33 protein-coding genes are annotated in these 26,195 nt (G+C 34.9%); 12 read left to right on the top strand and 21 right to left on the bottom strand.

What is annotated here, in order from left to right:
- Window positions 1-178: 178 nt before the first annotated feature.
- From ACFSR3_RS11930 to ACFSR3_RS11965, 8 genes are all read right to left on the bottom strand, one after another.
- A complete protein-coding gene (locus tag ACFSR3_RS11930; RefSeq protein WP_379821206.1) occupies window positions 179-487 on the bottom strand; it encodes a rhodanese-like domain-containing protein in 309 nt (102 codons plus the stop codon).
- Window positions 488-493: 6 nt separating this feature from the next.
- Window positions 494-1,888 carry an MBL fold metallo-hydrolase gene (locus ACFSR3_RS11935; RefSeq protein ID WP_379821208.1) on the bottom strand — a complete coding sequence of 465 codons (1,395 nt, stop codon included), beginning with the start codon at window positions 1,886-1,888 and terminating at the stop codon, window positions 494-496.
- A 94-nt stretch (window positions 1,889-1,982) separates the two neighbouring features.
- The gene (locus ACFSR3_RS11940; RefSeq protein ID WP_379821209.1) at window positions 1,983-2,777 is read right to left on the bottom strand and encodes a sulfite exporter TauE/SafE family protein; all 795 of its coding nucleotides are present in this window, start codon (window positions 2,775-2,777) and stop codon (window positions 1,983-1,985) included.
- A gap of 78 nt (window positions 2,778-2,855) precedes the next feature.
- On the bottom strand, window positions 2,856-3,485 hold the full coding sequence (locus ACFSR3_RS11945; RefSeq protein WP_379821211.1) for a Crp/Fnr family transcriptional regulator: 630 nt from the start codon (window positions 3,483-3,485) through the stop codon (window positions 2,856-2,858).
- A 33-nt stretch (window positions 3,486-3,518) separates the two neighbouring features.
- On the bottom strand, window positions 3,519-3,932 hold the full coding sequence (locus ACFSR3_RS11950) for a DUF6691 family protein (RefSeq protein WP_379821213.1): 414 nt from the start codon (window positions 3,930-3,932) through the stop codon (window positions 3,519-3,521).
- Between the two features lie 15 nt (window positions 3,933-3,947).
- Window positions 3,948-4,505 (bottom strand): YeeE/YedE family protein, encoded by a 558-nt coding sequence (locus tag ACFSR3_RS11955; protein ID WP_379821214.1) that lies wholly within the window; start codon window positions 4,503-4,505, stop codon window positions 3,948-3,950.
- A gap of 200 nt (window positions 4,506-4,705) precedes the next feature.
- Window positions 4,706-4,894, bottom strand: coding sequence for a hypothetical protein (locus ACFSR3_RS11960; RefSeq protein ID WP_114759458.1), 189 nt, complete (start codon window positions 4,892-4,894; stop codon window positions 4,706-4,708).
- A gap of 130 nt (window positions 4,895-5,024) precedes the next feature.
- On the bottom strand, window positions 5,025-5,303 hold the full coding sequence (locus ACFSR3_RS11965; RefSeq protein ID WP_379821216.1) for an RNA recognition motif domain-containing protein: 279 nt from the start codon (window positions 5,301-5,303) through the stop codon (window positions 5,025-5,027).
- A gap of 330 nt (window positions 5,304-5,633) precedes the next feature.
- Between ACFSR3_RS11965 and ACFSR3_RS11970 the strand changes: the two genes are divergently transcribed.
- Entirely contained in the window at window positions 5,634-6,008 is a 375-nt protein-coding gene (locus tag ACFSR3_RS11970; RefSeq protein WP_114759460.1) for a YegP family protein, read from the top strand.
- Between the two features lie 3 nt (window positions 6,009-6,011).
- Here ACFSR3_RS11970 and ACFSR3_RS11975 read toward each other — a convergent pair whose 3' ends face one another.
- From ACFSR3_RS11975 to ACFSR3_RS11995, 5 genes are all read right to left on the bottom strand, one after another.
- The gene (locus ACFSR3_RS11975; RefSeq protein ID WP_114759461.1) at window positions 6,012-6,842 is read right to left on the bottom strand and encodes a sulfite exporter TauE/SafE family protein; all 831 of its coding nucleotides are present in this window, start codon (window positions 6,840-6,842) and stop codon (window positions 6,012-6,014) included.
- Window positions 6,843-6,852: 10 nt separating this feature from the next.
- Window positions 6,853-8,052 (bottom strand): alanine dehydrogenase, encoded by a 1,200-nt coding sequence (locus ACFSR3_RS11980; RefSeq protein ID WP_379821218.1) that lies wholly within the window; start codon window positions 8,050-8,052, stop codon window positions 6,853-6,855.
- Window positions 8,053-8,108: 56 nt separating this feature from the next.
- A complete protein-coding gene (gene tsaE / locus ACFSR3_RS11985) occupies window positions 8,109-8,516 on the bottom strand; it encodes a tRNA (adenosine(37)-N6)-threonylcarbamoyltransferase complex ATPase subunit type 1 TsaE (RefSeq protein WP_114759462.1) in 408 nt (135 codons plus the stop codon).
- Window positions 8,517-8,528: 12 nt separating this feature from the next.
- Window positions 8,529-10,082, bottom strand: a complete 1,554-nt coding sequence (gene porX / locus ACFSR3_RS11990) for a T9SS response regulator signal transducer PorX (protein WP_379821219.1) — start codon at window positions 10,080-10,082, stop codon at window positions 8,529-8,531.
- 195 nt (window positions 10,083-10,277) lie between these two features.
- Window positions 10,278-10,544 (bottom strand): hypothetical protein, encoded by a 267-nt coding sequence (locus tag ACFSR3_RS11995; protein WP_379821220.1) that lies wholly within the window; start codon window positions 10,542-10,544, stop codon window positions 10,278-10,280.
- Between the two features lie 179 nt (window positions 10,545-10,723).
- Here ACFSR3_RS11995 and ACFSR3_RS12000 point away from each other — a divergent pair, with 179 nt between their 5' ends.
- The 8 genes from ACFSR3_RS12000 to sucD all read left to right on the top strand — a co-directional run bounded on the left by ACFSR3_RS12000 (window position 10,724) and on the right by sucD (window position 18,236).
- Window positions 10,724-11,971, top strand: a complete 1,248-nt coding sequence (locus ACFSR3_RS12000) for an HD domain-containing protein (protein WP_379821221.1) — start codon at window positions 10,724-10,726, stop codon at window positions 11,969-11,971.
- Between the two features lie 19 nt (window positions 11,972-11,990).
- The gene (gene lpxD / locus ACFSR3_RS12005; RefSeq protein WP_379821222.1) at window positions 11,991-13,013 is read left to right on the top strand and encodes a UDP-3-O-(3-hydroxymyristoyl)glucosamine N-acyltransferase; all 1,023 of its coding nucleotides are present in this window, start codon (window positions 11,991-11,993) and stop codon (window positions 13,011-13,013) included.
- 12 nt (window positions 13,014-13,025) lie between these two features.
- Window positions 13,026-14,414 carry a bifunctional UDP-3-O-[3-hydroxymyristoyl] N-acetylglucosamine deacetylase/3-hydroxyacyl-ACP dehydratase gene (locus ACFSR3_RS12010; RefSeq protein WP_379821223.1) on the top strand — a complete coding sequence of 463 codons (1,389 nt, stop codon included), beginning with the start codon at window positions 13,026-13,028 and terminating at the stop codon, window positions 14,412-14,414.
- A gap of 10 nt (window positions 14,415-14,424) precedes the next feature.
- Window positions 14,425-15,210, top strand: coding sequence for an acyl-ACP--UDP-N-acetylglucosamine O-acyltransferase (gene lpxA / locus ACFSR3_RS12015; protein ID WP_114759513.1), 786 nt, complete (start codon window positions 14,425-14,427; stop codon window positions 15,208-15,210).
- Between the two features lie 93 nt (window positions 15,211-15,303).
- Window positions 15,304-15,870: an elongation factor P gene (gene efp, locus ACFSR3_RS12020; RefSeq protein ID WP_114759468.1), complete on the top strand. Its 567-nt coding sequence runs from the start codon at window positions 15,304-15,306 to the stop codon at window positions 15,868-15,870.
- Window positions 15,871-15,953: 83 nt separating this feature from the next.
- Window positions 15,954-16,883, top strand: a complete 930-nt coding sequence (locus ACFSR3_RS12025) for a UDP-3-O-(3-hydroxymyristoyl)glucosamine N-acyltransferase (RefSeq protein ID WP_114759469.1) — start codon at window positions 15,954-15,956, stop codon at window positions 16,881-16,883.
- A 1-nt stretch (window position 16,884) separates the two neighbouring features.
- On the top strand, window positions 16,885-17,247 hold the full coding sequence (locus ACFSR3_RS12030; RefSeq protein WP_379821224.1) for a nuclear transport factor 2 family protein: 363 nt from the start codon (window positions 16,885-16,887) through the stop codon (window positions 17,245-17,247).
- A gap of 116 nt (window positions 17,248-17,363) precedes the next feature.
- Entirely contained in the window at window positions 17,364-18,236 is an 873-nt protein-coding gene (gene sucD, locus ACFSR3_RS12035) for a succinate--CoA ligase subunit alpha (protein ID WP_379821225.1), read from the top strand.
- Window positions 18,237-18,366: 130 nt separating this feature from the next.
- Here sucD and ACFSR3_RS12040 read toward each other — a convergent pair whose 3' ends face one another.
- Window positions 18,367-18,972 (bottom strand): YciE/YciF ferroxidase family protein, encoded by a 606-nt coding sequence (locus ACFSR3_RS12040; RefSeq protein ID WP_379821226.1) that lies wholly within the window; start codon window positions 18,970-18,972, stop codon window positions 18,367-18,369.
- Between the two features lie 188 nt (window positions 18,973-19,160).
- Between ACFSR3_RS12040 and ACFSR3_RS12045 the strand changes: the two genes are divergently transcribed.
- A complete protein-coding gene (locus tag ACFSR3_RS12045; protein WP_379821227.1) occupies window positions 19,161-19,655 on the top strand; it encodes a DNA-deoxyinosine glycosylase in 495 nt (164 codons plus the stop codon).
- A 716-nt stretch (window positions 19,656-20,371) separates the two neighbouring features.
- Here the strand turns inward: ACFSR3_RS12045 and ACFSR3_RS12050 are convergent.
- From ACFSR3_RS12050 to ACFSR3_RS12075, 6 genes are read right to left on the bottom strand one after another with little or no spacing between them, the layout of a single operon-like run.
- On the bottom strand, window positions 20,372-21,148 hold the full coding sequence (locus ACFSR3_RS12050; RefSeq protein WP_379821228.1) for a TerC family protein: 777 nt from the start codon (window positions 21,146-21,148) through the stop codon (window positions 20,372-20,374).
- A 13-nt stretch (window positions 21,149-21,161) separates the two neighbouring features.
- Window positions 21,162-21,536 (bottom strand): DNA topoisomerase IV, encoded by a 375-nt coding sequence (locus ACFSR3_RS12055; protein WP_379821229.1) that lies wholly within the window; start codon window positions 21,534-21,536, stop codon window positions 21,162-21,164.
- Window positions 21,536-21,757, bottom strand: a complete 222-nt coding sequence (locus ACFSR3_RS12060; protein WP_379821230.1) for a DUF6095 family protein — start codon at window positions 21,755-21,757, stop codon at window positions 21,536-21,538. Before ACFSR3_RS12060 ends, ACFSR3_RS12055 begins: the two co-directional genes overlap by 1 nt.
- Window positions 21,744-22,559 (bottom strand): N-acetylmuramic acid 6-phosphate etherase, encoded by an 816-nt coding sequence (murQ, locus tag ACFSR3_RS12065; protein ID WP_379821231.1) that lies wholly within the window; start codon window positions 22,557-22,559, stop codon window positions 21,744-21,746. The genes ACFSR3_RS12060 and murQ overlap by 14 nt, the downstream gene beginning before the upstream one ends.
- Window positions 22,560-22,580: 21 nt before the next feature.
- Entirely contained in the window at window positions 22,581-23,294 is a 714-nt protein-coding gene (locus ACFSR3_RS12070; RefSeq protein WP_379821233.1) for a ZIP family metal transporter, read from the bottom strand.
- 1 nt (window position 23,295) lies between these two features.
- A complete protein-coding gene (locus ACFSR3_RS12075; RefSeq protein WP_199509110.1) occupies window positions 23,296-24,027 on the bottom strand; it encodes a class I SAM-dependent methyltransferase in 732 nt (243 codons plus the stop codon).
- A gap of 58 nt (window positions 24,028-24,085) precedes the next feature.
- Between ACFSR3_RS12075 and ACFSR3_RS12080 the strand changes: the two genes are divergently transcribed.
- Together ACFSR3_RS12080 and ACFSR3_RS12085 are read left to right on the top strand one after the other, a co-directional pair.
- Window positions 24,086-25,258: a THUMP domain-containing class I SAM-dependent RNA methyltransferase gene (locus ACFSR3_RS12080; protein ID WP_379821234.1), complete on the top strand. Its 1,173-nt coding sequence runs from the start codon at window positions 24,086-24,088 to the stop codon at window positions 25,256-25,258.
- Window positions 25,259-25,260: 2 nt separating this feature from the next.
- Entirely contained in the window at window positions 25,261-25,494 is a 234-nt protein-coding gene (locus ACFSR3_RS12085) for a hypothetical protein (RefSeq protein WP_114759482.1), read from the top strand.
- Window positions 25,495-25,549: 55 nt separating this feature from the next.
- On the opposite strand, the gene ACFSR3_RS12090 is transcribed toward ACFSR3_RS12085, so the two are convergent.
- Window positions 25,550-26,179 (bottom strand): DUF2971 domain-containing protein, encoded by a 630-nt coding sequence (locus tag ACFSR3_RS12090; protein WP_379821235.1) that lies wholly within the window; start codon window positions 26,177-26,179, stop codon window positions 25,550-25,552.
- Window positions 26,180-26,195 lie beyond the last annotated feature (16 nt).

Raw genomic sequence — 26,195 nt, forward strand, 5'->3', positions numbered from 1 at the left:
ATAATTCATAATAATGAAAAAAAAATGTAATTGTTGCCCTGTTTATGTATATGATAGAATTTCTGATAATCATAAAAAAACTCCTTAGCATTGTAAGGAGTTTTTATTTGAAATTTTTGTTTCAATGTTTTTTTAATAAGGCATTTTCAAATTACTTTTTGTTTAAACCATTAAACTGCTAAACAATTTTACCTTTCCATCCAGCTATGCCTCCTAATAAATTAATAGTTTCATTGAAACCCATATCATCCATAATTTGACATGCCGTAATGCTTCGCTGACCGCTTCGGCAATAAACATAATAATTCTTATTCTTATCCATTTTTGACAATTCAGAATTAAAATTATCTCTTTGAAAAATATCTATGCATTGCGCATTTACAAGCATCCCATTGCTACATTCCTGTTTTGTTCTTACGTCAATGATTACCGCATTAGGATCAGAAGAGACTTTCTGTTCCCATTCTTTTTGATTTAGATTTTTCAATGTTATTTAATTAAGTTGAACAATTTCATTTCCTTTTTCTACCCATTCTTTCATTCCTCCTGAATAGTTTTTAACTTTTATTCCATTGTGCGCGAGTATTGACTGGGCAATTGTCGCACGATCTCCGCTTTGACAGTATATCAGGATTTGTTTGTTTTTATCAATCTTCCCAATATTTTCTTGCAGGTTGCCTACAAAAATATTTTCTGATCCTTTTATATGGCCTGCTTTGTATTCATTTTCACCGCGAACGTCTATAATATGGATATTATCTTCATTAAGCATGGTTTTAAATGATTCAACATCTATAACCTCACTGCTTTCAGAGTTTAACTCTAATGAAGTTATATCGTCAATAAAACCATGTATATTATCAAGTCCAATGCGCATTAGTTTTCTGGTAAGTTCGTTCATTTCGGTTTCATCAGCAATCAGTATAAACTTTTCATCATAATCTAAAAACCATCCGCACCAGGTAGCGAATGAATTATTTCCCTGAATATTAATACTGCCTGTAAGGTGGGCTTTTGCAAAATCAGCCTTATTACGAGTATCAATTATTTTCATACCGTTTTGAAAAGCTTCTAAAAAAGCCTCTTTGCTTAGTTTTTCATGTTTAGGTACTTCAGTCAGTAGGGGGCGATCAACTTTGTTAAGATGCTTCATCATTGCAAAATACTTTGGAGGCTCCGGTTGTCCTTCTAATAAATAATCTACAAATCCCTTTTCATTGTTTTCATATTGAAAGGCCCAGTTTCTGATTAATTCATAACCAACAGTAGTACTTGGCACCGCACCAAGCGCTTTTCCACATGCAGAACCTGCACCATGGCCCGGCCATACCTGAACGTATTCGGGAAGTTGAGTAAAACGTTGGATGGATTCATACATTTGTTTTGCTCCTTTTTCTTGAGTACCGGTAAATCCAGCAGCCTTTTCCAACAGGTCGGGGCGCCCTATATCACCCACAAAAACAAAGTCTCCGGTAAATACCATAACAGGTTTATCGGTAGCCGGATGGTCTGTAAGTAAAAAGCTGATACTTTCGGGTGTATGGCCCGGTGTATGTAATACCTCTAACGTTAGATTACCGATAGTTATAATGTCTTTATGTTTTAAACCTACGTGATCAAATTCATATTGCCAGTCGTCACCTCCTTCATCAGATAAGTATAATTTCGCACCGGTTATGGCTGCAAGCTCACGCGATCCTGAAAGAAAATCGGCATGGATATGTGTTTCGGCAATATGAGTGATCTTCATATTGTTTTGTTTTGCAATATCAAGATAGGTGTCAATATCTCGTTTTGCGTCTATTACAATAGCTTCTCCTTTTGCCTGGCATCCTATAAAATAGCTAGCCTGTGCAAGTGATTTATCATATACGTGTTGAAAATACATAGTTATAGTTTTAAATTAAAAGTGTTTCGATATTTATTTATAGTAAAATTACTGCCTATGCTTAGGCTGTGCAGTAACAAAAGTTACATAAACATTATTTTATAAAAAGCTCTTTACTAATAATATAAGCTCCCATCAACACTATAAAATAGCCAAACCCTTTCTTTAGTTTTTCACCTTCAATTTTCCGTGAAAGAAGTATGCCTATAAAAATTCCGGTTATTGCTGTTAACGTAAAGGGCAGGAGGAAAGACCAGTCTATGCTTTTTTGAAAACCATCTCCGGCAAAGCCTGCTAATGACTGTATGGCTATTATAAATAATGATGTGCCAACTGCTTTTTTCATTGGTAATCCGGCAAGGAAAACCAATGCTGGAATAATAAGGAAACCGCCACCGGCTCCCACAGCACCAGCCAAAAACCCCGTTATTATGCCACTAATGATTATCTTTAACTTAGAAATTTTTCTTGCTGCAGCATCATTAATGTTCGATCTGATCATTTTAGTGGCAGCTAAAAGCATTATTATTGCGAATGTGAGCATTAATAATAATTCTTTAGTAATTATGAAGTGTTTAGTTTCCATAATAACGTGTGGTATTAGCGGTATAAGTAATGCTCTCACCAAATAAACTGTAATTAAAGAAGGGATGCCAAAAAGGAAAACTATATTGAAATTAATGTTCCCTTTTGAAATATTTCTGATACCGCCTACAAGTGCGGTTAAGCCAACTACAAATAGGGAGTAGCCTGTTGCTGTAATGGCATCAAAGCCTAACAGATATACAAGTATAGGCACGGTTAGTATTGAGCCACCGCTCCCTACCAGCCCAAGTGAAATACCTACCAAAAGAGCAAAAAAATAGCCTGATATAGCTAAAAGATCCATAAGATTAAATTTTAGTAATATCAGGCTAAATTATAGCAGCTATAGAAGCTGTGCAGTAACAAAAGTTACACAGTACATTTATTTTAAGAGTACTATGGTGTTTCGGTTCAATTTGATTATACCATCATTTTCAAGTGCTTTTAGCAGGCGCGATATTACTACGCGAGATGTATTAAGCTCATAAGCAATTTCCTGATGGGTGTTGGCTATAATCTTAGAATTATTCACTTTTGCTTTTTCTTTCAGATAACCAAGAAGACGTTCATCCATTTTCATGAAGGCAAGATTGTCAATAGCCGACAGCATTTCTGAGAGTCTCTTATTATAACTGCTAAAAACAAAGTTTCTCCAACTTTTGTATTTACCCAGCCACTCTTCCATTTTTCCTATAGGAATCATAGCTACAGTACCTTTAGTTTCGGCTACTGCTCTTATTTCGCTTTTGGTTTCTCCAAGGCAGCAGGCAAGTGTCATGGCACAGGTGTCGCCCTTTTCGAGAAAATAGAGTAAAATCTCACCTTCTTTACGGTCTTCCCGTATGATTTTGATGGCACCATTTAGGAGTAATGGCATTTGACGTATGTATTGCCCAATCTCAATAAGATGATCATCTTCTTTAAAGTCAACAAAACTGGCAACATGTATGATCTCTTCTATTAATCCGGATTCAAATGTATTACCGTAAGATTCTTTGAGTTGTTGTTCCATGAATGAATTGAAAGATTATTATAAAGGTACAAATTAATGCGGCATTTTATTTTTTACAATACCATATATCCAGGTTCCCGCAATGGCTCCTGCAATTACAATCAGCATCGGAAAAAATCCTGCTCCTAAAAGCGTAAACATAGGTCCGGGGCAAGCTCCTGTAAGTGCCCATCCTAAACCAAAAATGATTCCGCCAAATATATAGCGTGAAAAGCTTTTCTCTTTTGGAATAAAGCTTATTGCATCTCCTTCAATATGTTTAAGCTGATAGCGTTTTATGATTTGCGTAATAATAAGTCCCAGGATTAATGCCGAACCTATTATTCCATACATGTGAAAAGATTTAAACATGAACATTTCATAGATACGAAACCATGAAGCAGCCTCTGATTTAAACATTACGATACCAAAAAAGATACCTATCATCAAAAAAAGAATATTTTTCATTATTAATATTGTTATTTAAAATATGAAAGGAAATATAACATGTACCATTATAAGCCCGCCAATAAAAAATCCGGCTACTGCTATTAATGATGGTAGCTGTAAATTACTTAATCCTGATATTGCATGCCCCGAAGTGCATCCTCCGGCATAACGGGCTCCAAATCCTACTAAAAAACCTCCTCCTAACAATAGAACAATGTTTTTTACTGATGGAAAAGCATGGTTGCCAAATAATTCATCAGGGAGATAACTGCTACCTGCACTTTCAAAGCCTTTCTGTTTAAGTTGTACAATTACTTCAGGATTAATTTGAGGTATAGGATTGTCTGATAGGTAATGCATAGCTACAAACCCTCCAATGACAGCTCCCGCTATCACAAAAAGGTTCCAGCGTTGTCCTCTCCAGTCAAAGTCAAAGAAATCGCAACTTCTACCTGCTCCTAATGCAGCACAAACGGTACGAAGGTTGGACGACATTCCAAAGTTTTTACCAACAAACAAAAGTGCTGCCATGGTAGTAGCAATCAAAGGGCCAGATATATACCATGGCCATGGTTCAAAAATCCAGTTCATACTTTATTGTTTTTTAATTAAACGCAAAATAAAGTATCAATGAAAAATTCGTCAGTATCTTTTGTTACACAGAGTAAAAAAAAGGAGTTAAGATACTTTAAAAGTATTACTGAAATATAAATACATTTATACTGTACAATGCATTTTGGTTGATATTCTATAATACTTTGTAAAAAAAAAGATTAGATTTCACATCTAATCTAAGGTTTTAAAATTATTTCCGGTGGTGTGTCAGTAAAATTTCCATTCTTATCAACATAAATAATCATACTGTCAAAACCTTTACCTTTGTTATTGTTAGTTTTTCTTTCTTGTCTTTTTTGAGCTTTTTGCTTCTTTACTAATATTTTTTTTTTATTATTTTCTTTTTTAAAAAAAGAGTCAGCCATAATTGTATGAATTTTATTTGATGTTGTATTATTTAAATACAGTTAAATTATATGGTATTGGATAATTGCACACTATTGCTCAAAATAAAGGAATGGCTTAAAAAACCATTCCATTTTTGAGTTTGTAATGCTAATATCTTCTGTTTGTACCAGAATTTAAGTTAGTAATTTTTGGACGTGCTTCGTTAACTGTAATAACCTGATCGTCTAATCGAGAATTATTAAGTTCATTTATCGCCTTTTCTGCTTCTGAATTATTAGGCATTTCTATAAAACCAAATCCTTTTAGACGACCTGTCAACTGATCTGAAATCAGTTTAACAGTTGTTACTTCTCCATAAGTGCTAAAAATATTACGCACCTGATCTTCTGAGGCTTCGTACCCCAAATTTCCTACATAAATGTTCATGATGTAAAATGTTTTAATTAAAATTAAGGCAGCTGAAACGCCTAAACTGAAGAGTAATTGAGAACAAATTTTACAAGATGGACAAATTTGCTTATCAGAGTGAGCATTGGCAGAAAACCAATATTTGGTAAAGATAGGTATAAAACATTGAGCAAAGTTTTATTTCACTTAAAATTAAAACATTCAACAGAATTTGTAATGCTGATGATATGAGCATATTATATCTGAATGTTTATAACTATTGGTTTATTGATGTCAAATTTATTTTTAAAACAGCTGTTTTTGCTTAGATTTGAAGTATAAACAAAGTAAAAAAAAAGCAGGAGAAATATGGGGATGTTTGTAATCAGCAAACGCTTTAACGGAGAATATAAATTTGTTTTTACATCCAGAAAAGGTAAAACTATTTTTACGAGTATAAGCTGTAAGCAAAAGTCTGATTGCGAATTAATAATTGCTGCAATACGTGATAATGTTGAGCTTTTTGCGTTTACAAAAAATACCGCTACTTCGGGTAAGTATTTTTTCAGGCTTTCAAAAGGAGGACTTGTTTTGGCTACCAGTCGTAAGTATTCTACAGAATTACGACTTAAAAAAGGAATTGAAGAAATTACAAAATATGCTCCTAAAGCAGAAACACTCGATTTTTCCGAGAATGATTTTGTATTTCCTGATGCCGATTCTGTTTTTTTAGAACAGGATTAAATCTTATCTGATACTTTGCAATAAAATTCGGACGCCAACCAAACCCAGGCAAACTGCTAAGGCTCTTATTATGGTTTTGCTTTTTAGCTTATGCGAGTAGTAAGCTCCTATTTGTGCTCCCGGAATTACACCTAATGCAAGAAAGATAACCATTTTAAGAACTACTGGATCGTCGTAACTACCATTAAATATATGTGTTACTACAGTTACTGTGGCCATTACTGCTAATATAAAATGTGAAGTAGCTGTTGCAATATGTACGGGAAACTTAAGCCAGTTCGTCATTGCGGGAACGTGTATTATACCACCTCCGATACCTAAAATTGGCGATATGAAACCTACAATAATGCTTATGAGATTTCCGTAAAGTTCGCGGTAGCTGTACGAATATACTTCACCTGATTTGTCAACGATAGTATGATGAATTAGTTTTTTGTTATTTGAATCAGATACCTGAATATCGTTTTTCAACTCTTTTTTTAAGATAAGGTAAGCTGAAAGAGCGAGCATAAGTACTCCAAACAGAGCATTGAAAAGCTTACCACTAATATATTCTATGATTGCTACACCCGCTATTGAACCCGGAATGGTAAATAAAGCAAACTTAATTCCTGCTTTATAATCAATACGTCCTGATCGGGCATAGGCAACTGAGCCTGAGATTGCATTGGCACATACAACAGCCATCGAAATAGCCGTAATAACTTCAGGAGAAAATTCCGGATAGAATATTAATAATAATGGAACAAGGATAAATCCTCCGCCAGCTCCTATAAGTGTACCTATAAAACCAATGAGTAGTCCTGCAAAAAGTAATAATATAGAAGTTTCCAAAAAAGCAGAATTAGATTAAAAACAGGTTGATGTCCCTATAGTTTAGTGAAAACCATTCGCCGATTGAACGATTGGTTAATACCCCATGATAATAATAAATACCATGTTTAAGTCCTGCATTGCAGCGTATTGAACTTTCTATACCTCCATCTTCGGCCATTTGTAATAAAAACGGACTAATTATATTACTAATGGATATTGAAGCTGTTTTTGAATAACGTGAGGGAATATTTGGTACGCAATAGTGTATCACGTTGTTTTTTACAAATGTTGGTTTTTCGTGTGTTGTAACTTCAGAGGTTTCAAAACAACCACCTGTATCAATACAAACATCAATTATAACTGCCCCTTTTTTCATGTGCTCAACCATAGTCTCACTAACAATTATGGGTGTACGGTTTTTACCTTTCATAGCACCAATAGCAACATCACATCGCATTAAGGCTTTTAGTAACGATTTTTCCTGTATGGTCGAGGTAAATATACACTGGTTAAGATTGTTTTGAAGCCTACGTAATTTATTAATTGAATTATCAAACACTTTTACACTTGCACCAAGACCTAACGCTGTTTTTGCTGCAAATTCAGCAACTGTACCGGCGCCAATAATTACAACTTCAGTTGGTGGTACGCCTGTTATATTGCCCATTAACAAGCCTTTACCAATTTTTTGATTGATCATCAATTCTGCAGCAATAAGTACTGATGCTGTTCCGGCAATCTCACTTAACGATTTTACAGCAGGGTAGGAGCCATCTTCATCTTTAATAAACTCAAATGCAAGAGCTGTTATCTTTTTAGAGGCTAATGCCTCAAAATATTCTTTTTTCTGGGTTTTTAGCTGTATCGCTGAAATGATGAGCGTTTGCGGATTCATCATTTCGATTTCAGCTACTGTAGGTGGTTCAACCTTTAGGATAACTGGACAGCCAAATACTTTTTTTGTATCCTGTGTTATTTCCGCACCGGCATCACTATATTCTTTATCGCTATAGCTTGAGCTTAAACCCGCACCGGCTTCAATCATTACACGATGTCCGTGGGCAGTAAGAGCATTCACTGCATCAGGAGTAAGGCATATCCTGCGTTCCTGGTATGACGTTTCTTTTGGGATACCAATGAAAAGTTCACTCTTTTGGCGCTCAATTTCAAGTTTCTCTTCCTGCGGCAACAATTGCTGTTTTGTAAAAGGTGTTAGTGACAATGACATGGGTACGGATTGGTATAATTTGCTCTAATGTACAAAAAAAAGTGAAGGTTATTTAACTATTTTACGGTTAGATGGCGGCGGCCATCCGGTAATTGTTTCATTGTAATGGAAGTGTGCTCAATAGGTATTAGGTTTGGCGTTTTTTCAGGCCATTCTATCAGGCAAAGATTTCCTGAATAAAAATATTCATCCAGCCCCATGTCATAGGCTTCTTCTTCACTATTAAGACGGTATAAGTCAAAATGATAAAGAATATCACCTGAATTGGTTTCATATTCGTTTACGAGTGAGAAGGTGGGACTTGAAGTCATGTCCTTTACGCCTAATTGTCTTGCAAGTGCCTTAATGAATGTAGTTTTACCTACACCCATCGCGGCGTGAAACAATATTGTCTTTTTAATATTTTGTGACAGGACTTTTTCTGCAACAGCATCTATTTCCTCTAAAGAAAATGTAATTTCCATATAAACGGGGGACTATTTAGGATTGAAAACAAGGAAAGGAATAATCATCTCTTCAAGTGATATACCGCCATGCTGATAGGTATTTCTGTAATAACTTACATAATGATTATAATTGTTTACATAAGCAAGGAAATAATCATTCTTTGCAAAAATAAACGAACTACTCATATTAATAGTTGGTAAATGAATTGACTTAGGGTCTTTTACGTGATAAACATCCCTGTCTTCAAAAGTAAGGCTACGCCCGGTTTTATAACGCAGGTTAAGACTGGTGTTCTTATCACCAATTACTTTACTCGGATTTTTAACGTTTATAGTTCCGTGATCGGTAGTTAATATTAGTTTCATGCCTAGTTGCTGAGCTTGTTGTATCATTTCCAGTAACGGTGAATTGCGGAACCAGCTCAAAGTAAGTGAACGATATGCTTTGTCGTTAGAAGCTAGTTCTTTAACTACGTCCATTTCGGTTTTGGCGTGAGAAAGCATATCAACAAAATTATAAACTACCGTTGTAAGGTCATTGTCTTTAAGCCCTTTAAAATTATCTACAAGTTTTTTACCATCTTTAAAATTGGTGATTTTGTAGTATTCCTGTTTTAAGCCCGACATACCCAATCTTTTAAGTTGTTCGGTAAGGAATTCAGCCTCATAAAGGTTTTTTCCTCCTTCATCTACATCATTTTTCCAATACTGAGGATATTTCTTCTCCATTTCAAGAGGTGTCAACCCGGAAAATATAGCATTACGTGCATACTGTGTTGCTGTTGGCAGGATTGAGTAGAATGGAGTTTCTTTCTCAAGCTTATAATGATTATTTACAACACTTTCGAAAGACTTCCACTGATCATATCTAAGATTATCAATTACCACAAAAAAGATAGGTTGTTTCTTTTTTAGTTCTGGTACTACAAGTTCTCTGAAAAGATTATGAGAAAGTACCGGTTTATCGGCTTTAGGGTCAAACCATTCATCGTAATTTTTCTCTATAAACTTACCAAACTGCGAATTAGCTTCCACTTTTTGAGATTCTAAAATCTCAATCATGCTTTGATCCTCTATATTTTCTAGCTCAAGTTCCCAAAAGATAAGTCTTTTATACATATCAATCCATTCTTCCCATGAATTGACCATCCCCATATCCATGGCAATTTTACGGAATTCCTTTTGGTAATCTAAAGTAGTTTTAGAAGATACAAGGCGTGAATTGTCCAGGTTTTTTTTCAGTGAGAGCAGAATCTGATTTGGGTTTACCGGTTTAATAAGATAGTCGGCAATTTTAGATCCAATGGCATCTTCCATTATATATTCTTCTTCACTTTTGGTAATCATGATTACCGGTACAGAAGATTTTTTTTCTTTAATAAGTGTAAGGGTTTCAAGTCCACTAAGTCCGGGCATGTTTTCGTCAAGGAAAACAATATCAAAATTTTCCTGGTCAAAAAGATCAAGCCCATCCTGTCCGTTATTAGCTGTTGTTACCTTATAGTTTTTCTTTTCAAGGAAAAGAATATGGGGTTTTAGCATATCGATTTCATCGTCAACCCAAAGTATCTTGATCTCATTCATAATATGAGTATGTTTTCGTTCTTAAATTAATCCTGCAAGTTAGTAGAAAGTAGGGAAATTAATCCTAAAAAATTAATAAAAATAGTCGCTTTCCAAAACATATTTTTTAAATATTTATTGTGTACAAAAAAAGCCCTGCAGGTTTAAATCTGCAGAGCTCTCCTTCAATAACCTAAGTAACAAAAAATAACGTTATCATTGTTTTCCAGGATGTGTTGAAGTTTTTTTTGGCTTCTTTTTGGTAGCGTTTTTATCTTCCGCTTTTAGTCTTTGTTTTTCGGCTTCCGCTTGCTTTTCTTTATCATGTTTTTCCCGCTCTTCTTTAGCCATTTTTTCATCTTTTTCAACCTGAGCCTGAGTCACAGGTGTAGGTTGTCTTTGTGTTTTATCTTCTTCTTCCTGAGCTTTGGCAAGAAAAGTAAATCCTAAAAAAGCAATTATTGTAAATAGTAATTTTTTCATTAGAGATAAGTTAGAACTATAAATATAGGTATTCTCTTTTAATACAGAATGATGGGCGATGATGATTAACCAATGTTTAACGCTGTAATACAAAATTAGACAATATCTGTGTTATTAAAAAACAGCTAATGTAGATTTAACCACTGTCTTAATTAGTATATTTGTGAAAATTTGCAATTGTGGGCGAAATAAATAAGCTAAAAATACTCAACGACCCTATCTACGGGTTCATTACAATAACAAATCCGTTGGTTTACGACCTTATCCAGCATCCTTATTTTCAAAGACTTCGCAGGATTTCTCAAATGGGAATGTCTTATCTTGTGTACCCTGGAGCTCATCATACACGCTTTCATCATGCACTTGGATGCATGCATATTATGCAGAAAACTATTCAGGTGCTTAAATTTAAAGGTACTGAAATTAGTGAGGAAGAAGAAACAGCTTTAAATATAGCAATCTTGTTACATGATATAGGTCATGGTCCTTTTTCACATGCAATGGAACACAGTATTGCCGAAAGTGTTCATCATGAAGCTATATCATTATTGTTCATGAACAGGCTTAATGATATTTTTGATGGAAAGCTTACACTGGCTATAAAAATTTTTAAAGGAGAATATCATCGCCACTTTATGTTACAGCTTATATCAAGTCAGCTTGATATGGACAGAATGGATTATCTTAAACGAGACAGCTTTTATTCAGGTGTTGCTGAGGGTAATATCAATTCTGAAAGGCTAATCCAAATGTTTGATGTTAAAGATGATATGCTCGTTATTGAAGAAAAAGGTATTTATTCGGTAGAAAAATTCCTTGTAGCGCGCAGGCTTATGTATTGGCAGGCGTATCTTCATAAAACAAGTGTAGCGGCCGAGCTGATAATGACTAAAATATTGAAGAGAGCCAAAGAGTTAACACAGTCAGGAATAACATTGCCGGCAAGTGAACCTTTACAGTTCTTTATGAAAAATAAAGTCACGCTTGATGATTTTAATGACGATGTGCTTAATAAGTTTTCTTATCTGGATGATTTTGATATTGTTAGTGCAGTAAAATCATGGCAGTTTAATGACGATTTTGTCTTAAGTGAATTAAGCAAAATGATCATAAACCGTGACCTGCTTAAAATAAGAATGCGATCTGAAAAAGTTAGTAAAGGAGAGGTTTCAGATTTACTGGAAAGATTTGTAAAAATCTCCGGACTTACAGAAAAAGAAGCTGAATATTTTGTTTTTAAAGGCAAGATTAAGAATCAGGCGTATAATAAAACAGGAGAGCCCATACATATATTAAAGAAAGACCGAACAATTGAAGATGTTGTTGAGGCTTCTGACCAACTGAATTTAAAGGCCTTGTCTAAGCCGGTGACCAAGTATTATTTGTGTTTTCCAAAAGTGCTTTTAGAACAGGCAGCATTTAATTAAATTTTATATTTTTGTCGGGATGAAATTTACAGCAGAACAAATAGCAGGTATACTGGATGGTGAGGTTGTGGGTAATCCACAGGCTGAAGTATACAAGCTGGCTAAGATTGAAGAAGGTATAGAGGGTTCGCTTACTTTTTTAGCAAATCCTAAATATCAACAATACATATATTCAACCCAGGCAACTATTACTATAGTTAACAAGACTTTTGAGCCGGAAAATACAATATCAACTACACTTATAAAAGTTGATGACGCTTACCAATCCTTTTCCAAACTACTTGAGTATTATAATCAGGTTAAATTAATGAAATCGGGCATAGAAGAACCTTCGGTGATTTCTGAAGGAACTGTTTACGGTGAAAACCTTTATTTAGGTAGTTTCTGCTATGTAGGGAAAAATGTTAAGATTGGAAATAATGTAAAAATTTACCCGAATACTTTTGTTGGTGATAATGTGGTTATTGGTGACAATACAATACTTTTTGCAGGTGTTCGCGTCTATTCGGAAACCCAAATAGGTAGCGGATGTACAATTCATTCAGGAGCAATCATAGGTTCTGATGGATTTGGATTTGTACCGAATGAAGAAGGCGTTTATAGCAAAGTACCACAAATAGGTAATGTTATTATTGAAGACAATGTAGATGTTGGGTCTTGTACAACTATCGACAGGGCTACACTAGGTTCTACAGTAATAAAAAAAGGGGTGAAACTTGATAATCAGATTCAGATTGCTCACAATGTACTTATTGGTGAAAATACAGTCATTGCTTCTCAAACAGGTGTGGCCGGTTCAACTAAGATAGGCAGCAATTGTATTATTGGCGGACAGGTAGGTATTGTGGGGCATATTACTATAGGTAATGGCGTAAGGATACAGGCGCAATCCGGAGTTGGTAAGAGTATTCCGGATGGCGAAATTATTCAGGGTAGTCCTGCATTAGGCTACAATGATTTTAATAAGTCATACGTCCATTTCAGGAATTTCCCTAAAATCGTAGCTGATATCGACGAGCTAAAACAACAAATAAAACAATAAACAACAGATATAATGGTTAAACAAACCACAATCAAAAGTGAGATCTCATTAAAAGGAGTTGGGCTGCATACAGGTAAAGAGGTTACAATGACCTTCAAGCCTGCTCCTGTTAATAATGGCTATACTTTTGTAAGGGTAGATTTAGAAGGGCAGCCCGTTGTTGAGGCTGATGCCAATTATGTAGTTAATACCCAAAGAGGAACTAACCTTGAGAAAAAAGGTGTTAAGATACAAACGTCAGAACATGTACTTGCTGCATTTGTAGGTTGTGATGTTGATAATGTTATAATTGAATTAGATGCTTCTGAACCTCCAATTATGGATGGTTCGTCTAAATTTTTTGTTGAGGCAATTGAAAAGGTTGGAGTAGAGGAACAGAATGCTGAACGAAAAATTTATGTTGTAAAAGAAGTTATTTCTTACACTGATGAAGCTACCGGAAGCGAAATTATCGTTATGCCGGCAGACGATTATCAGGTAACAGCTATGGTAGATTTTGGTACTAAAGTTTTAGGTACTCAGAATGCTACGTTAAAAAATATGGCTGATTTTAAAACTGAAATTGCGTCATCGCGTACTTTTAGTTTCCTGCATGAACTAGAAGCTCTTTTAAATAATGGGCTTATAAAAGGTGGCGACCTTAACAATGCTATTGTTTATGTAGATAAAGAAATATCGAGTGAGACCATGGAGAGTCTTAAAACTGCCTTTGGTAAAGATAGTATTACGGTTAAACCTAATGGTATACTTGATAATCTTACACTTCACTATCCAAATGAGGCGGCCCGTCACAAACTACTGGATGTAGTTGGTGATTTAGCGCTTATCGGAACCAGGATAAGAGGTAAAGTTATTGCAAACAAACCAGGACATTTTGTAAACACTCAGTTTGCTAAAAAAATGTCTAAAATCATAAAAATTGAAGAGCGCAATCAGGTGCCGGTTTATGACCTGCATAAAGAGCCTTTGATGGATGTGAACAAAATAATGAGCATGTTGCCGCACCGTCCGCCGTTTTTATTGGTGGATAAAATCCTTGAGATGAGTGACAATCATGTTGTAGGTCTTAAAAATGTGACAATGAACGAAAGCTTTTTCGTGGGTCACTTCCCGGGCGCTCCGGTTATGCCGGGTGTTCTTATAGTTGAGGCTATGGCACAGTGTGGAGGTATACTTATACTAAGCTCTGTTCCGGATCCTGAAAACTACCTTACTTATTTCATGAAAATTGACAATGTTAAGTTTAAACATAAAGTACTTCCTGGTGATACACTTGTGTTTAAATGTGACCTTATTTCTCCTATCCGCAGAGGTATTTGTCATATGCAGGCTAATGCTTATGCAAATGGTAAACTTGTTGCTGAAGCAGAACTAATGGCACAAATTGTCAAAAATAGCTAAACAGAAATTTATGAATCAACCGTTAGCATACGTACATCCGGGCGCAAAGATTGCTAAAAACGTAGTAATCGAGCCTTTTACCACTATCCATAATAATGTTGAGATAGGGGAAGGAACCTGGATAGGTTCTAATGTTACTATTATGGAGGGTGCCAGAATTGGTAAAAACTGTAATATTTTTCCAGGAGCTGTAATTTCTGCAGTGCCACAGGATCTAAAATTTGGAGGTGAAGATTCACTTGCAATAATTGGCGATAACTGTACTATACGTGAGTGTGTTACAATCAATAGAGGTACAATTGCCTCTGGTCAGACCAGACTTGGAAACAATTGTCTGGTTATGGCTACTGCACATATTGCCCACGATTGTCATATAGGAGATAATGCAATAATTGTAAATGGTGTTGCTCTTGCCGGGCATGTTACTGTTGGTAATTACGCTATCATTGGAGGGCTTGCAGCAGTACATCAGTTTATTAGTATTGGAGACCATGCCATGATTTCAGGCGGATCTCTTGTTCGTAAAGATGTGCCCCCTTATACTAAAGCAGCAAAAGAACCACTTTCTTATGTTGGTATTAACTCAATTGGTTTAAGAAGAAGAGGTTTTACCCCTGAAAAAATTAGAGAAATCCAGGACATTTACAGGATTTTATATCAAAAGAATTACAATACAACTCAGGCTTTAAGTATTATTGAGGCTGAAATGGAAGCTACTCCGGAGCGTGATGAGATTATTCTTTTCATTAGGAATTCTTCGAGAGGGGTTATGAAGGGTTATACAGGAATTTATTAACAGTAATTGATTATTTGTGGATTCGTTTTTTTGCTTTTCTACAAATTAACAGGTTCACGAATATTTATATAAAACAAAATAAACAATTTAAAAATGGCAAGTACATCAGATATCAGAAACGGGTTATGTATTAAATTTAACCACGATATATATAAAATTATTGAATTCCTTCACGTTAAGCCAGGTAAAGGTCCTGCTTTCGTAAGAACTAAACTAAAAAGTCTTACTACAGGGAAAGTGTTGGATAACACTTTCTCTGCAGGTCATAAAATTGATGATGTAAGGGTTGAAACTCATAAATTCCAGTTTTTATATGCTGAAGGTGATAATTATAACTTCATGCATGTTGAAACTTATGAGCAAATCTCATTAAGTAAAGACATTCTTGATGCTCCGGATCTTTTAAAAGAAGGTGAAAATGTAATGGTTATCTGGAATACGGAAACTGATGCACCTCTTTCTGTTGATATGCCTGCTTCTGTAATTCTTGAAGTTACTTATGCTGAGCCGGGTGTGAAAGGTAATACTGCTACAAATGCAACTAAACCTGCCAAAGTTGAGACAGGTGCGTCTGTAAACGTACCTCTTTTTATTAATGAAGGTGATAAAATTAAAATTGATACAGCTTCAGGACAATACATGGAGCGTGTAAAAGAATAGATAAGCTACTGATTTATCAGATGGTTTGAAGGTTCGGTTGTTTTTGAATAGCCGAACCTTTTAAAAACAAATAAATGTAAGAAATGAAATTCCCAAAAGTTTATCCTTTAAAGGAAATTGCAGCTCTTATAGAGTGCAGTTATGTGGGTAGTGATGATTTCCCTGTTCATGGCATGAATGAGATTCATGTTGTTGAGCCAGGGGATATTGTTTTTGTAGACCACCCTAAATATTATGACAAAGCACTTCAGTCTGCTGCAACTATTGTTCTTATTAACAAAGAAGTAGAGTGTCCGGAGGGTAAAGCTTTACTAGTTTCTGATGATCCTTTCAGGGATTTTAATAAACTTACAAAACACTTTAAGCCATTTCAGTCTTCAGCAAGCAGCATATCTTCGAGTGCTGAAATAGGTGAAGGTACAGTAATACAGCCCAATACTTTTGTTGGTAACAATGTGAAGATTGGTAAAAACTGCCTTATCCATTCCAATGTTAGCATTTATGACAATACTATCATAGGAGATAATGTTATCATTCATTCAGGTACTGTTTTAGGTGCTGATGCTTTTTATTATAAAAAACGCCCTGAAGGTTTTGATCAGCTTTTATCAGGGGGTAGGGTTATAATTGAAGATAATGTAGGTATTGGTGCCTTATGTACCATTGATAAAGGCGTTACCGGTGATACAACAATTGGTTATGGTACAAAAATTGATAATCAGGTTCAGATAGGACATGATACTATTATTGGGAAAAAATGCTTAATTGCTGCCCAAACCGGAATAGCCGGTTGTGTTGTTATCGAAGATGAAGTTACTTTTTGGGGTCAATCTGGTACTACAAGTGGTATTACTATTGGTTCGAAAGCTGTTATACAGGCACAATCAGGTGTTGGTAAATCATTAGAGGGAGGTAAGGTTTATTTTGGTAGCCCTGCTGAAGAAGCGCGTTCTAAAATGAAACAAATGGCTTTTATAAAACGTATTCCTGAAATACTTGAAAAATTAAAATAATATGAGTGCTAAAGAATTGGTGTCAGAATATTATTCTTCTGAAGCGTATAAATCAAAAGAATTAATGAGGCATTACCTTCATGATGATCTTGTTATACAATGGCATAGTTCTAAAGGCTATCTTCAGTTGGACAAAAACGACTTGCTTACGCTTGCCGAAGAACTTGTAAAATCTTATTCTTCGTCATCTCTTGATATAACACATATCATAAGTGAAGATAATATTGTTACCGTTCGTTATACGCATTATGTCTATCCTATTGAAACTCCCAACGAGCAAATGCCACTTGCTCATTTTGTTGTAATATGGGAAGTTTTGGATAATAAATTTTATAAAGGCTATCTGATGAGTCAGGTTGGTTAAAGCTAATATTATTTTTAGTAAAAATATCTTTATAAAAGTCATATAAAGCTTTAATAATATTTTACAAAACCCTATTTTTGCAACACGATTTAATAAAATAATTTAAAAAATATATCATGAGTGTTTTAGTTAATAAAGATTCCAAAATAATTGTTCAGGGATTTACAGGTAGCGAAGGTACTTTCCATGCTACTCAAATGATAGAGTACGGTACTAACGTAGTAGGTGGTGTAACGCCAGGTAAAGGTGGTACAACTCACTTAGATCGTCCTGTATTCAACACTGTTAAAGACGCTGTAGATATCGCAGGTGCTGACACAACTATCATTTTTGTTCCGCCGGCATTTGCTGCTGATGCTATTATGGAAGCTGCTGAAGCTGGTATCAAAGTAATCATCACAATTACTGAAGGTATTCCGGTTGCTGATATGATTAAAGCTTATGACTATATCCAAGATAAAGATTGCCGTTTAGTAGGTCCTAACTGTCCGGGTGTAATTACTCCGGGTGAAGCTAAAGTTGGTATCATGCCAGGTTTTGTTTTCAAAAAAGGTACAGTTGGTATTGTTTCTAAATCTGGAACTCTTACTTATGAAGCTGCTGACCAGGTTGTAAAACAAGGTCTTGGTATTACTACAGCTATTGGTATTGGTGGTGATCCAATTATTGGTACTACTACTAAAGAAGCTGTTGAACTTCTAATGAACGACCATGAAACTGAGGCTATCATCATGATTGGTGAAATTGGAGGTCAGTTAGAGGCTGATGCAGCTAAATGGATTAAAGCTGATGGTAACAGAAAACCTGTAATCGGATTTATTGCTGGTGAGACTGCTCCAAAAGGACGTACAATGGGTCATGCTGGTGCTATCGTTGGTGGTGCTGATGATACAGCTGAAGCTAAAAAACGTATCATGAGAGAGAATGGAATTCATGTTGTTGATTCTCCGGCTGAAATTGGTAAAAAAGTAAAAGAAGTATTAGGTTAATTCCCTGATTCCAAATATAAAAGTCCCGCTAATGGCGGGACTTTTTTGTATTTCTATATAATGGCTTTAGCTAAGTTTTACGAACTTATAAAGCATAAATAGAGTTTTTAATATACTTCAGAAAGATATTTTACATTTCTGAATCTTCCTCAGCCGCATCAAAATTTATGGTGTTGTATGCAGCCTCAGTCAGCGTAATATCAGCTTCTTTTTCTTCATTAAGAGTTTCGTGAAGTAAAGCAGCAGCCTCTTTTTGACCTAGGGTTTTGGCAAAAGCGCAAAGTGTACCATAAGTAGCGATTTCATAGTGCTCTATTTTTTGTGAGGCTGCAATTATTCCTGCATCCCTTACAGGGCCTGGTTCAGTACTTTCCATAATATCCTGGCCTTCTTTTATCAATCCGTCCATCGCTTCACATTTTTTAGCTGTTGCTTTTTTGCCTGCAAGTTCAAATACTTTTTCCAGTCTTGATATTTGCTCTTCGGTTACAGATAGATGGTTTTCTAATGAAGATATTAAGTTTTCGCTAGTTGCATTTTTAGCCATTTTCGGTAATGCCTTAGTGAGAGCTTTTTCTGCCCAGTAAATATCTTTTAAGCTATCGATATATAACTCCATAAGCCCTTCAGCTGCTGTGCTTTTAGCTTTCACTTTACGGGTAGTAGTTTTTGTAGTTGAAGCTTTTCGCGTTCTTGCCGCTACAGTTGATTTTGTTGTTTTTGTTTCAGTTTTCATAATCCTTTTTTTAAATTAGTTTCTATTAATAACTTGTTGATAATCTCAAATTTAGAACTATATGATACCTCATGTTATTAACTAAATCATAAAAGAAATTGATGTAACAATACTTTAACTCAGAGCGTTATAGCTTTATTAAAAACAATTCATTTATTTATAAAATCAATCAAAATATTTACAATCTGATGAAAAAAGCTTTTTTACCTTTTGCATATAAAGATTCACTAATACTCATATTGGGTACTATGCCAGGTGAAAAGTCTTTGGAGCTTGGAGAATATTATGGCAATAAAGGAAATCAATTTTGGAGACTTATATTTACTGTTTTTAACTTGCCGCTGGAGCATGAATATAGCAAGAAGATAAATTTGCTAAAAGAGCATCGTATAGCTATTTGGGATGTGCTTGAATATTGTGAGCGGGAGGGGAGTCTGGATAGTAATATTAGGAATGAAAAAGCTAATGATTTTGAGAATTTCTACCATAATTATCCAAACATTAAACATGTATTGTTTTCAAGTAAAAATGCTGAAAAATATTACCTGAAATATATAGGAAAGAGGCTGGATTTAAACTATGATACGTTGCCTTCGCCAAGTGGAGCTAATGCAACAAAAAACTTTGAAGAAAAGCTTGATGAATGGAAGAAAAAAATTTTGCCGCTGATCATGAACGACTAGCGGCAAAATTTGAAATGTTTAAATTTTAAGACATAAAATATCTTCTAAGCTTACGTTGCTTATAGTTTCTTACTATTTGAACAGTAAGAGACTTTACCTTTCCTTTTAATCCATTCCAGTTCATTTTACGCTTCATTTAATTTTGATGCAAGTTCAGTAAATAGTGATATACAAATTCAGAACTAAATGTTAATTGCATATACTTTAACATAATTCGAATATAATCCTAATGCTATTTTCCATTTTTACATACTAAATATTAAAAAAAATGTACCTCTGAAATATATTTAATTTATTGTTAACATTATTTAAGTTATTTTTTGTAAATTTATATAACTATTTAACAAGGTTTTATCCTTTTGCACCTTACTTTACTAAGAAATTATGAAAAACAGTTAATAATTGAAAGAACTATTTATCCAATAGTCTTTCGAAGTTATTTGAATTAACCAATTAAACCAAGGATTATGAAGATGTTTAGTTTTATTTTTTCAGTAATTGCTTTTCTGGGAATCGGAAGTTATATTGTTTTAGATTTTCCTGATTTAAAAGACTCAAATGGCTTAATCTATTTTTTACTTTTATTTGTATTAGTACTAATGAGCCTTACGGGGATTTTTCTTAATATGCCTTTCTTTCATAGATCTTCTTCTAATAAAAGATAGTTGCGAATATATGGATATAAAAAAAAGCATTCATAATGAATGCCTCTTTGTTTATTCCTGTTTTTTTCTCATCCTCATGTTGAGAAATTCGACCGCCAGGGAAAATGCTATTGCAAAGTATAGATAGCCTTTTGGTACAGCGCCAACGTGTTGTCCTGCAAGCTCTGCTCCTGATAAATGCATGCTTTCTGTAGTAAGCATAAATCCTATGAGTATTAAGAACGCTAAACCTAAAATTTGTATTGATGGGTTAGCGTTTACAAAATTGCCAACAGGTACAGCAAATAACATCATTACTCCAACTGAAATCAGAACAGCCGCAATCATGATTGTCAAAGCGCCATCTAATCCGTTTGTCATACCTACTGCGGTTAAGATTGAATCAACAGAAAAAATTAAATCAATCATTAATATCTGCAATATGATAGATGAAAATGATTTTTTCGCTGTTCCACTAAGTGTCTTTTCTTCATCACCTTTATGGTCAACTTTTTCATGAATTTCCTTGGTACTTTTGTAGATAAGAAAGATGCCCCCTGCAAGAAGTATTACTGCCTGACCTGTAAAGTCGGCTTTAAACCACCCCCAGTCTACGCTAAGGAAAGGTTCTTTCATCGCGATGAGAACACTTATGCCAAACAACAAAGCAATACGCATAAACATGGCAAGAAAAAGACCAATACGTGTAGCTCTTTTTCGGTCCTCAACAGGTAGTTTTCCAGTGACAATAGAAATAAATATTATATTATCTATTCCTAATATTATTTCAAGAAATGTAAGAGTTAAAAGTGCCACCCAAGCGCTTGGATCAAGGAAAATTTCAAACATAATGATTTATTGATTATTTTAATTTTGTTACCGTCCCTTTTTGTTTGTTGGTATCACCAACTATTGAAAATTCAAACGTATATGAATCCTGACTTGTTGTTAAGATTTTCATATGTATGGCCTTTTGTTCGAGCATGTTTTTGGGATGTGTTTTTTGAAGTATATATTCACAATCATTTACCCAACGTACGCTTGCTGTATCAGTTTTTCCATTAAATGTTTCTATCTGCAGGTTTTCAGTGCGCTCAAAGTAGGTAACCTCTTTTTTACCGTTTATTTCATGCTCGAATTTGAATTTACCTGTTTTAAAATCTTTACAATTACGCTCCTGCTGGTAGCATGAACTGAATAGTGCTGTAATTACAATAGCAAAAATAAAATTCTTCATTATTGGTCAAATAAACTTTTCATAATTGTTTTAATACCTAAAAACATAAGTAACATTCCCGTTATACAGGTAATAATCCCTAATCCTAATACGGATATGAACATAGGATGGCCTTGATTTTTAAACGAACTGTGAATAACTACAGGTCCTAAAAAAAATAATGGAAGTGCGCCACTGAGGTAGCGTATGCCTTTCATTAAAATGGTTTTATTTGTTCCCATAAGCTTCAATTGCTTTTCTTACGTTTTTGTATTCCTTAAGTAATGCAGATGCTACCTCTTGAGTAACTTCAATCTCATCCATTATCATTCGTACACCTCTGTCTACCAGTTTATGGTTACTTAATTGCATATCAACCATTTTGTTTCCCTTTACATGTCCCAATTGAATCATGGTGGTTGTTGATATCATATTCAGTACCAATTTTTGAGCCGTACCTGCTTTCATACGCGAACTTCCTGTAACAAATTCCGGGCCAACAACAACTTCAACAGGATATTTTGATACTTTAGCTAATGGACTTTCATTATTACAAGTAATACATCCGGTAGTAATGTTGTTTTCATTACATTTTTCGAGACCACCTATTACATACGGAGTTGTTCCTGAAGCTGCTATACCCAGGACAACATCTTTATGATTTATGTTGTATTCTGATAGATCTTTCCAGGCTTGTTCCTTATCATCTTCAGCAAATTCTACGGCTTTTCGTATTGCAGCATCACCCCCGGCAATAAGACCTATTACCAAATCGAAAGGAACACCGAAAGTAGGTGGGCATTCTGATGCATCTACTATACCAAGTCTTCCGCTTGTTCCGGCTCCTATATAGAACAAACGACCACCCTCTTTTAGTAGGGAAACTATTTTTTCAACTAGCTTTTCAATTTGAGGAAGTGCTTTCTCAATAGCTAAAGGAACAGTTTTATCTTCGTTGTTTATGTTCTTGAGTAGTTCAGCTATGGGCATCTTTTCAAGATGATTATATTTTGAACTTTGTTCGGTAGTTTTAGTAAAAGGCATATTTAGGACTTTAGCGTAAAATTAAAGAAAATAGGCCAGTATAACACCCAATATAATTACCAGCAACTTAGCAAGGTTAAATTTATGTCCCTCACTGCTCTCAAAGATGATAGTTGAAGATATATGGAAGAGTATACCTACAACGATTGCTGATATTTCGGTATAATAATGGCTGATAATTTCGAGTTGCCCGGAAACAAGAGTACCAAGTGGTGTCATGGCGGCAAAAGCAAGCATGAATAGCATGATGGCAGGCTTCTTAAGTCCCGAATTTATAAAGAATGCGGTCAGTATAATTGCAATAGGGAAGTGGTGTATTGCTATTCCCCATGCCATATCATGATGATGGCTAACGGGCATACCTTCTAATAATGCATGAATGCAAAGGCTTAAAAATAGTAGCCAGGGCATTTTATGTAAATGTTGGTCTCCATGTACATGTACGTGACCGTGCTCAGCACCCTTAGAAAAATACTCAAGTATGATCTGGAAAATTATTCCGGCCATTATAAATATGCCTACAGGGTTGTTATGGCTGTGATCGTGATCATGGCCTTCGTGTGTATGTGCAGCACTTTCATATACTTCAGGGAGAAGATGTAAAACTGTGAGAGATAGTAAAAATGAACCGCTAAAAGCAAGTAAAAGTTTAAGGCTTTTTTTATTGGAAGGCTTAAGTATTAAAGCAATACAATAACCTAAAATCACCGATAATAAAGGTAATAAGTATATCATTTTATTTGAAGATCATAATTAGACGTTCCGATTCGTTCTTAAAGAATTTCTTGAGTTTATAATCACCAAAAGTATCCAGAAGATAAATACCGGCCTCATCCATCATAGCTTCAAAATCTTCAAGGGTTAGTGCCTGCACTTTTTCTGTAAAATGAAATTTTTGGCCTTTATCTTCAAAATTTATTTCTTTGATGATATGATTATCAATATGGTAACGCTTTATATGGAAGTCGATTCCATCAACAGTTTTAACTTCTTCAGGAACTAAATTATTAATTACGTGATTTACATTCATAAAATCAATAACGCCAAAACCATATTCTGAGAGGCTGTCATGAATAGCTCTTAAAGTAACAAGATTGTCACTGTCATTTTCAAAGTACCCAAAGCTGGTAAAAAGATTGAATATTGCATCAAACTTCTCTTCAAAAGGCATACGCATGTCATGAACAGTAAAATGCAGCTTTTCATTTGATGATTTAGAAGCTTCCTCAATACTGTTTTCTGATAAATCAGCTCCTGTTACATCATAACCTAATTGACTTAAGTAAATGGAATGACGGCCTTTACCACATGCTAAATCAAGTATTTTAGCATCGTCCGGCAGGTTAAGATATTGGGTAATATTATCCATAAAGAGCTGTGCCTCTTCATAGTCACGATCCTTGTATAATATATGGTAATAAGGTGTATCGAACCAGGATGCAAACCAGTTATTTGTTTCTTTTTGCATATTCATTGAATGTACCGGCAAAATTAGTTTATTTTTGCCAAGAATTTGATTCGTACACATGGAAAATAATTTTAAAATGATTGCTAAGACCTTTTTTGGCTTTGAAGAGATTCTGGCTAAAGAATTACAGGTTTTAGGTGCACAGGATGTAGAACAGGGCGTAAGAATGGTTAGCTTTAAAGGAGATAAAGGTTTTATGTATAAAGCCAATCTATCTTTAAGGACTGCCCTAAAGATACTTAAGCCTATATATCACTTTAGGGCTTACAATGAACAGAGTCTTTACAAAGGTATTCAGGGGATAGACTGGTCTAAATACTTAAATGCAAACCAGTCGTTTGTAATTGACGTTACCCTGCATTCAGATCATTTTAACCATTCTCAGTTTGTTGCCTTAAAAGCAAAAGATGCTGTAGTTGACCAGTTCAGAGATCGTTTTGGAAAGAGGCCAAACATTGACAAAGATTTTCCGGATCTAAGAATAAACCTTCATATTCATAACGACCAGTGTTCGGTAGCGCTTGATACATCGGGGCAGTCGCTTCACCAAAGAGGATATAAAACAGCAACCAATATTGCACCTATTAATGAGGTGCTTGCTGCCGGTATGTTATTGCTTTCCGGATGGGACGGTCAGGGTGACTTTATAGACCCTATGTGTGGTTCAGGAACAATATTAGCAGAAGCCGCTATGATTGCCTGTAATATACCTGCTAACATCAACCGCAAAGAGTTCGCATTTGAAAAATGGAATGACTGGGATAATGACCTGTTTGATAAAATCGTTGATTCACTGATGAATAAGACACGTGAATTCCATTATACGATTAAAGGATATGATAAAGCACCATCGGCTGTAACAAAAGCAAAAGATAATATCTATAATGCTAATCTTGCTGATTATGTAACCATTAGTCAACAGGATTTCTTTACAACAGAAAAAGAGACAAGAGGGCCGCTTCACATGGTGTTCAATCCGCCATACGGAGAAAGGCTTGATGTAAATATGGAACGTTTTTATAGAGAAATTGGTGATACACTTAAGCAAAGTTATCCGGGAACTAATGCATGGTTTATTACTGCAAACATTGAAGCACTTAAATTCGTTGGCCTTAAGCCTTCCCGTAAGATAAAATTATTCAACGGTAAGCTGGAGACACGTTTTGTGAAATACGAAATGTATGAGGGCAGTAAAAGAGCTAAATTTCAAAATAATAATCAAGAAGAATAATCATGAATAAACAAAATAAAGCATTTGTATATAATCTTTTAGCTTTCGTTTTCTTTTATGTCCTGAGTTATGTATTGCTTTCAAATTTCACAGGCTTAACCGGTTTTTGGGTACCGTTGGCATCTGCAATGATAACTTTTATACTTACACCTAAATTTCAGTATGCCCGTCAGGCGGGTGGAGATAAGATCTATATGAGCTGGATGTTTATGAAAGGTGTTAAAGAGGTAAAATAATTTATATACAATATAAAAGAAAGCCTGATAGTAATTAACTGTCAGGCTTTCTTTTTTACATCTTTTTAAATCCGCTGATCCAACGCTGATTTTCATACAAGGTAGAGCGGCTTATTCTTTTATCAGGGTCTTTAGCTGTTCCTTTAAGATGTTTCTTGATTGTATTGTATATCTGTTCCGGCATTTGTTGGCTTATAGTCACTTTTCGGATAACACTTAATGGAAATTCTATTTCGTAAAAATCCATTTTTTCATTCGTCTCGTAGATTATACGATATTCTTCTTCACAACGATAGGGCCATCTTTTTGTAAAAGGCACGTCATCAAGTTCTATTTTCTTTTTAGAGGATACATCATCTATCTTTTTATAAATAATCTTTCCGTGTTTTAAACCGGGAATTTCATCTAATATTGCAAATAGTTTTTTGGCGTCGAACTCAATTACACAACCGCTTGGTCCGTTGGAATAGGTCTTCCAGTGATGAATTGTTTCATCATCATGCGAAAAACATAGCGCAAATAAATTTTCGATCCCTTTTCTGCTCTTATATTCTAAGATAATCTCTGAGTCATTTTTATCTTCCCATAATCTGGGATTTAGTAAGGTAAGTTTCTTCCTCTCCAGCATATCAAGCAGAATGGGAAGTGTAGTAAAGCGGTTGAGTTTTGAGATTGGATTGTCCATATGTAAATAAAAACGG

Source organism: Flavobacterium suzhouense (genome assembly GCF_042684765.1).
Lineage (GTDB): Bacteria > Bacteroidota > Bacteroidia > Flavobacteriales > Flavobacteriaceae > Flavobacterium > Flavobacterium suzhouense.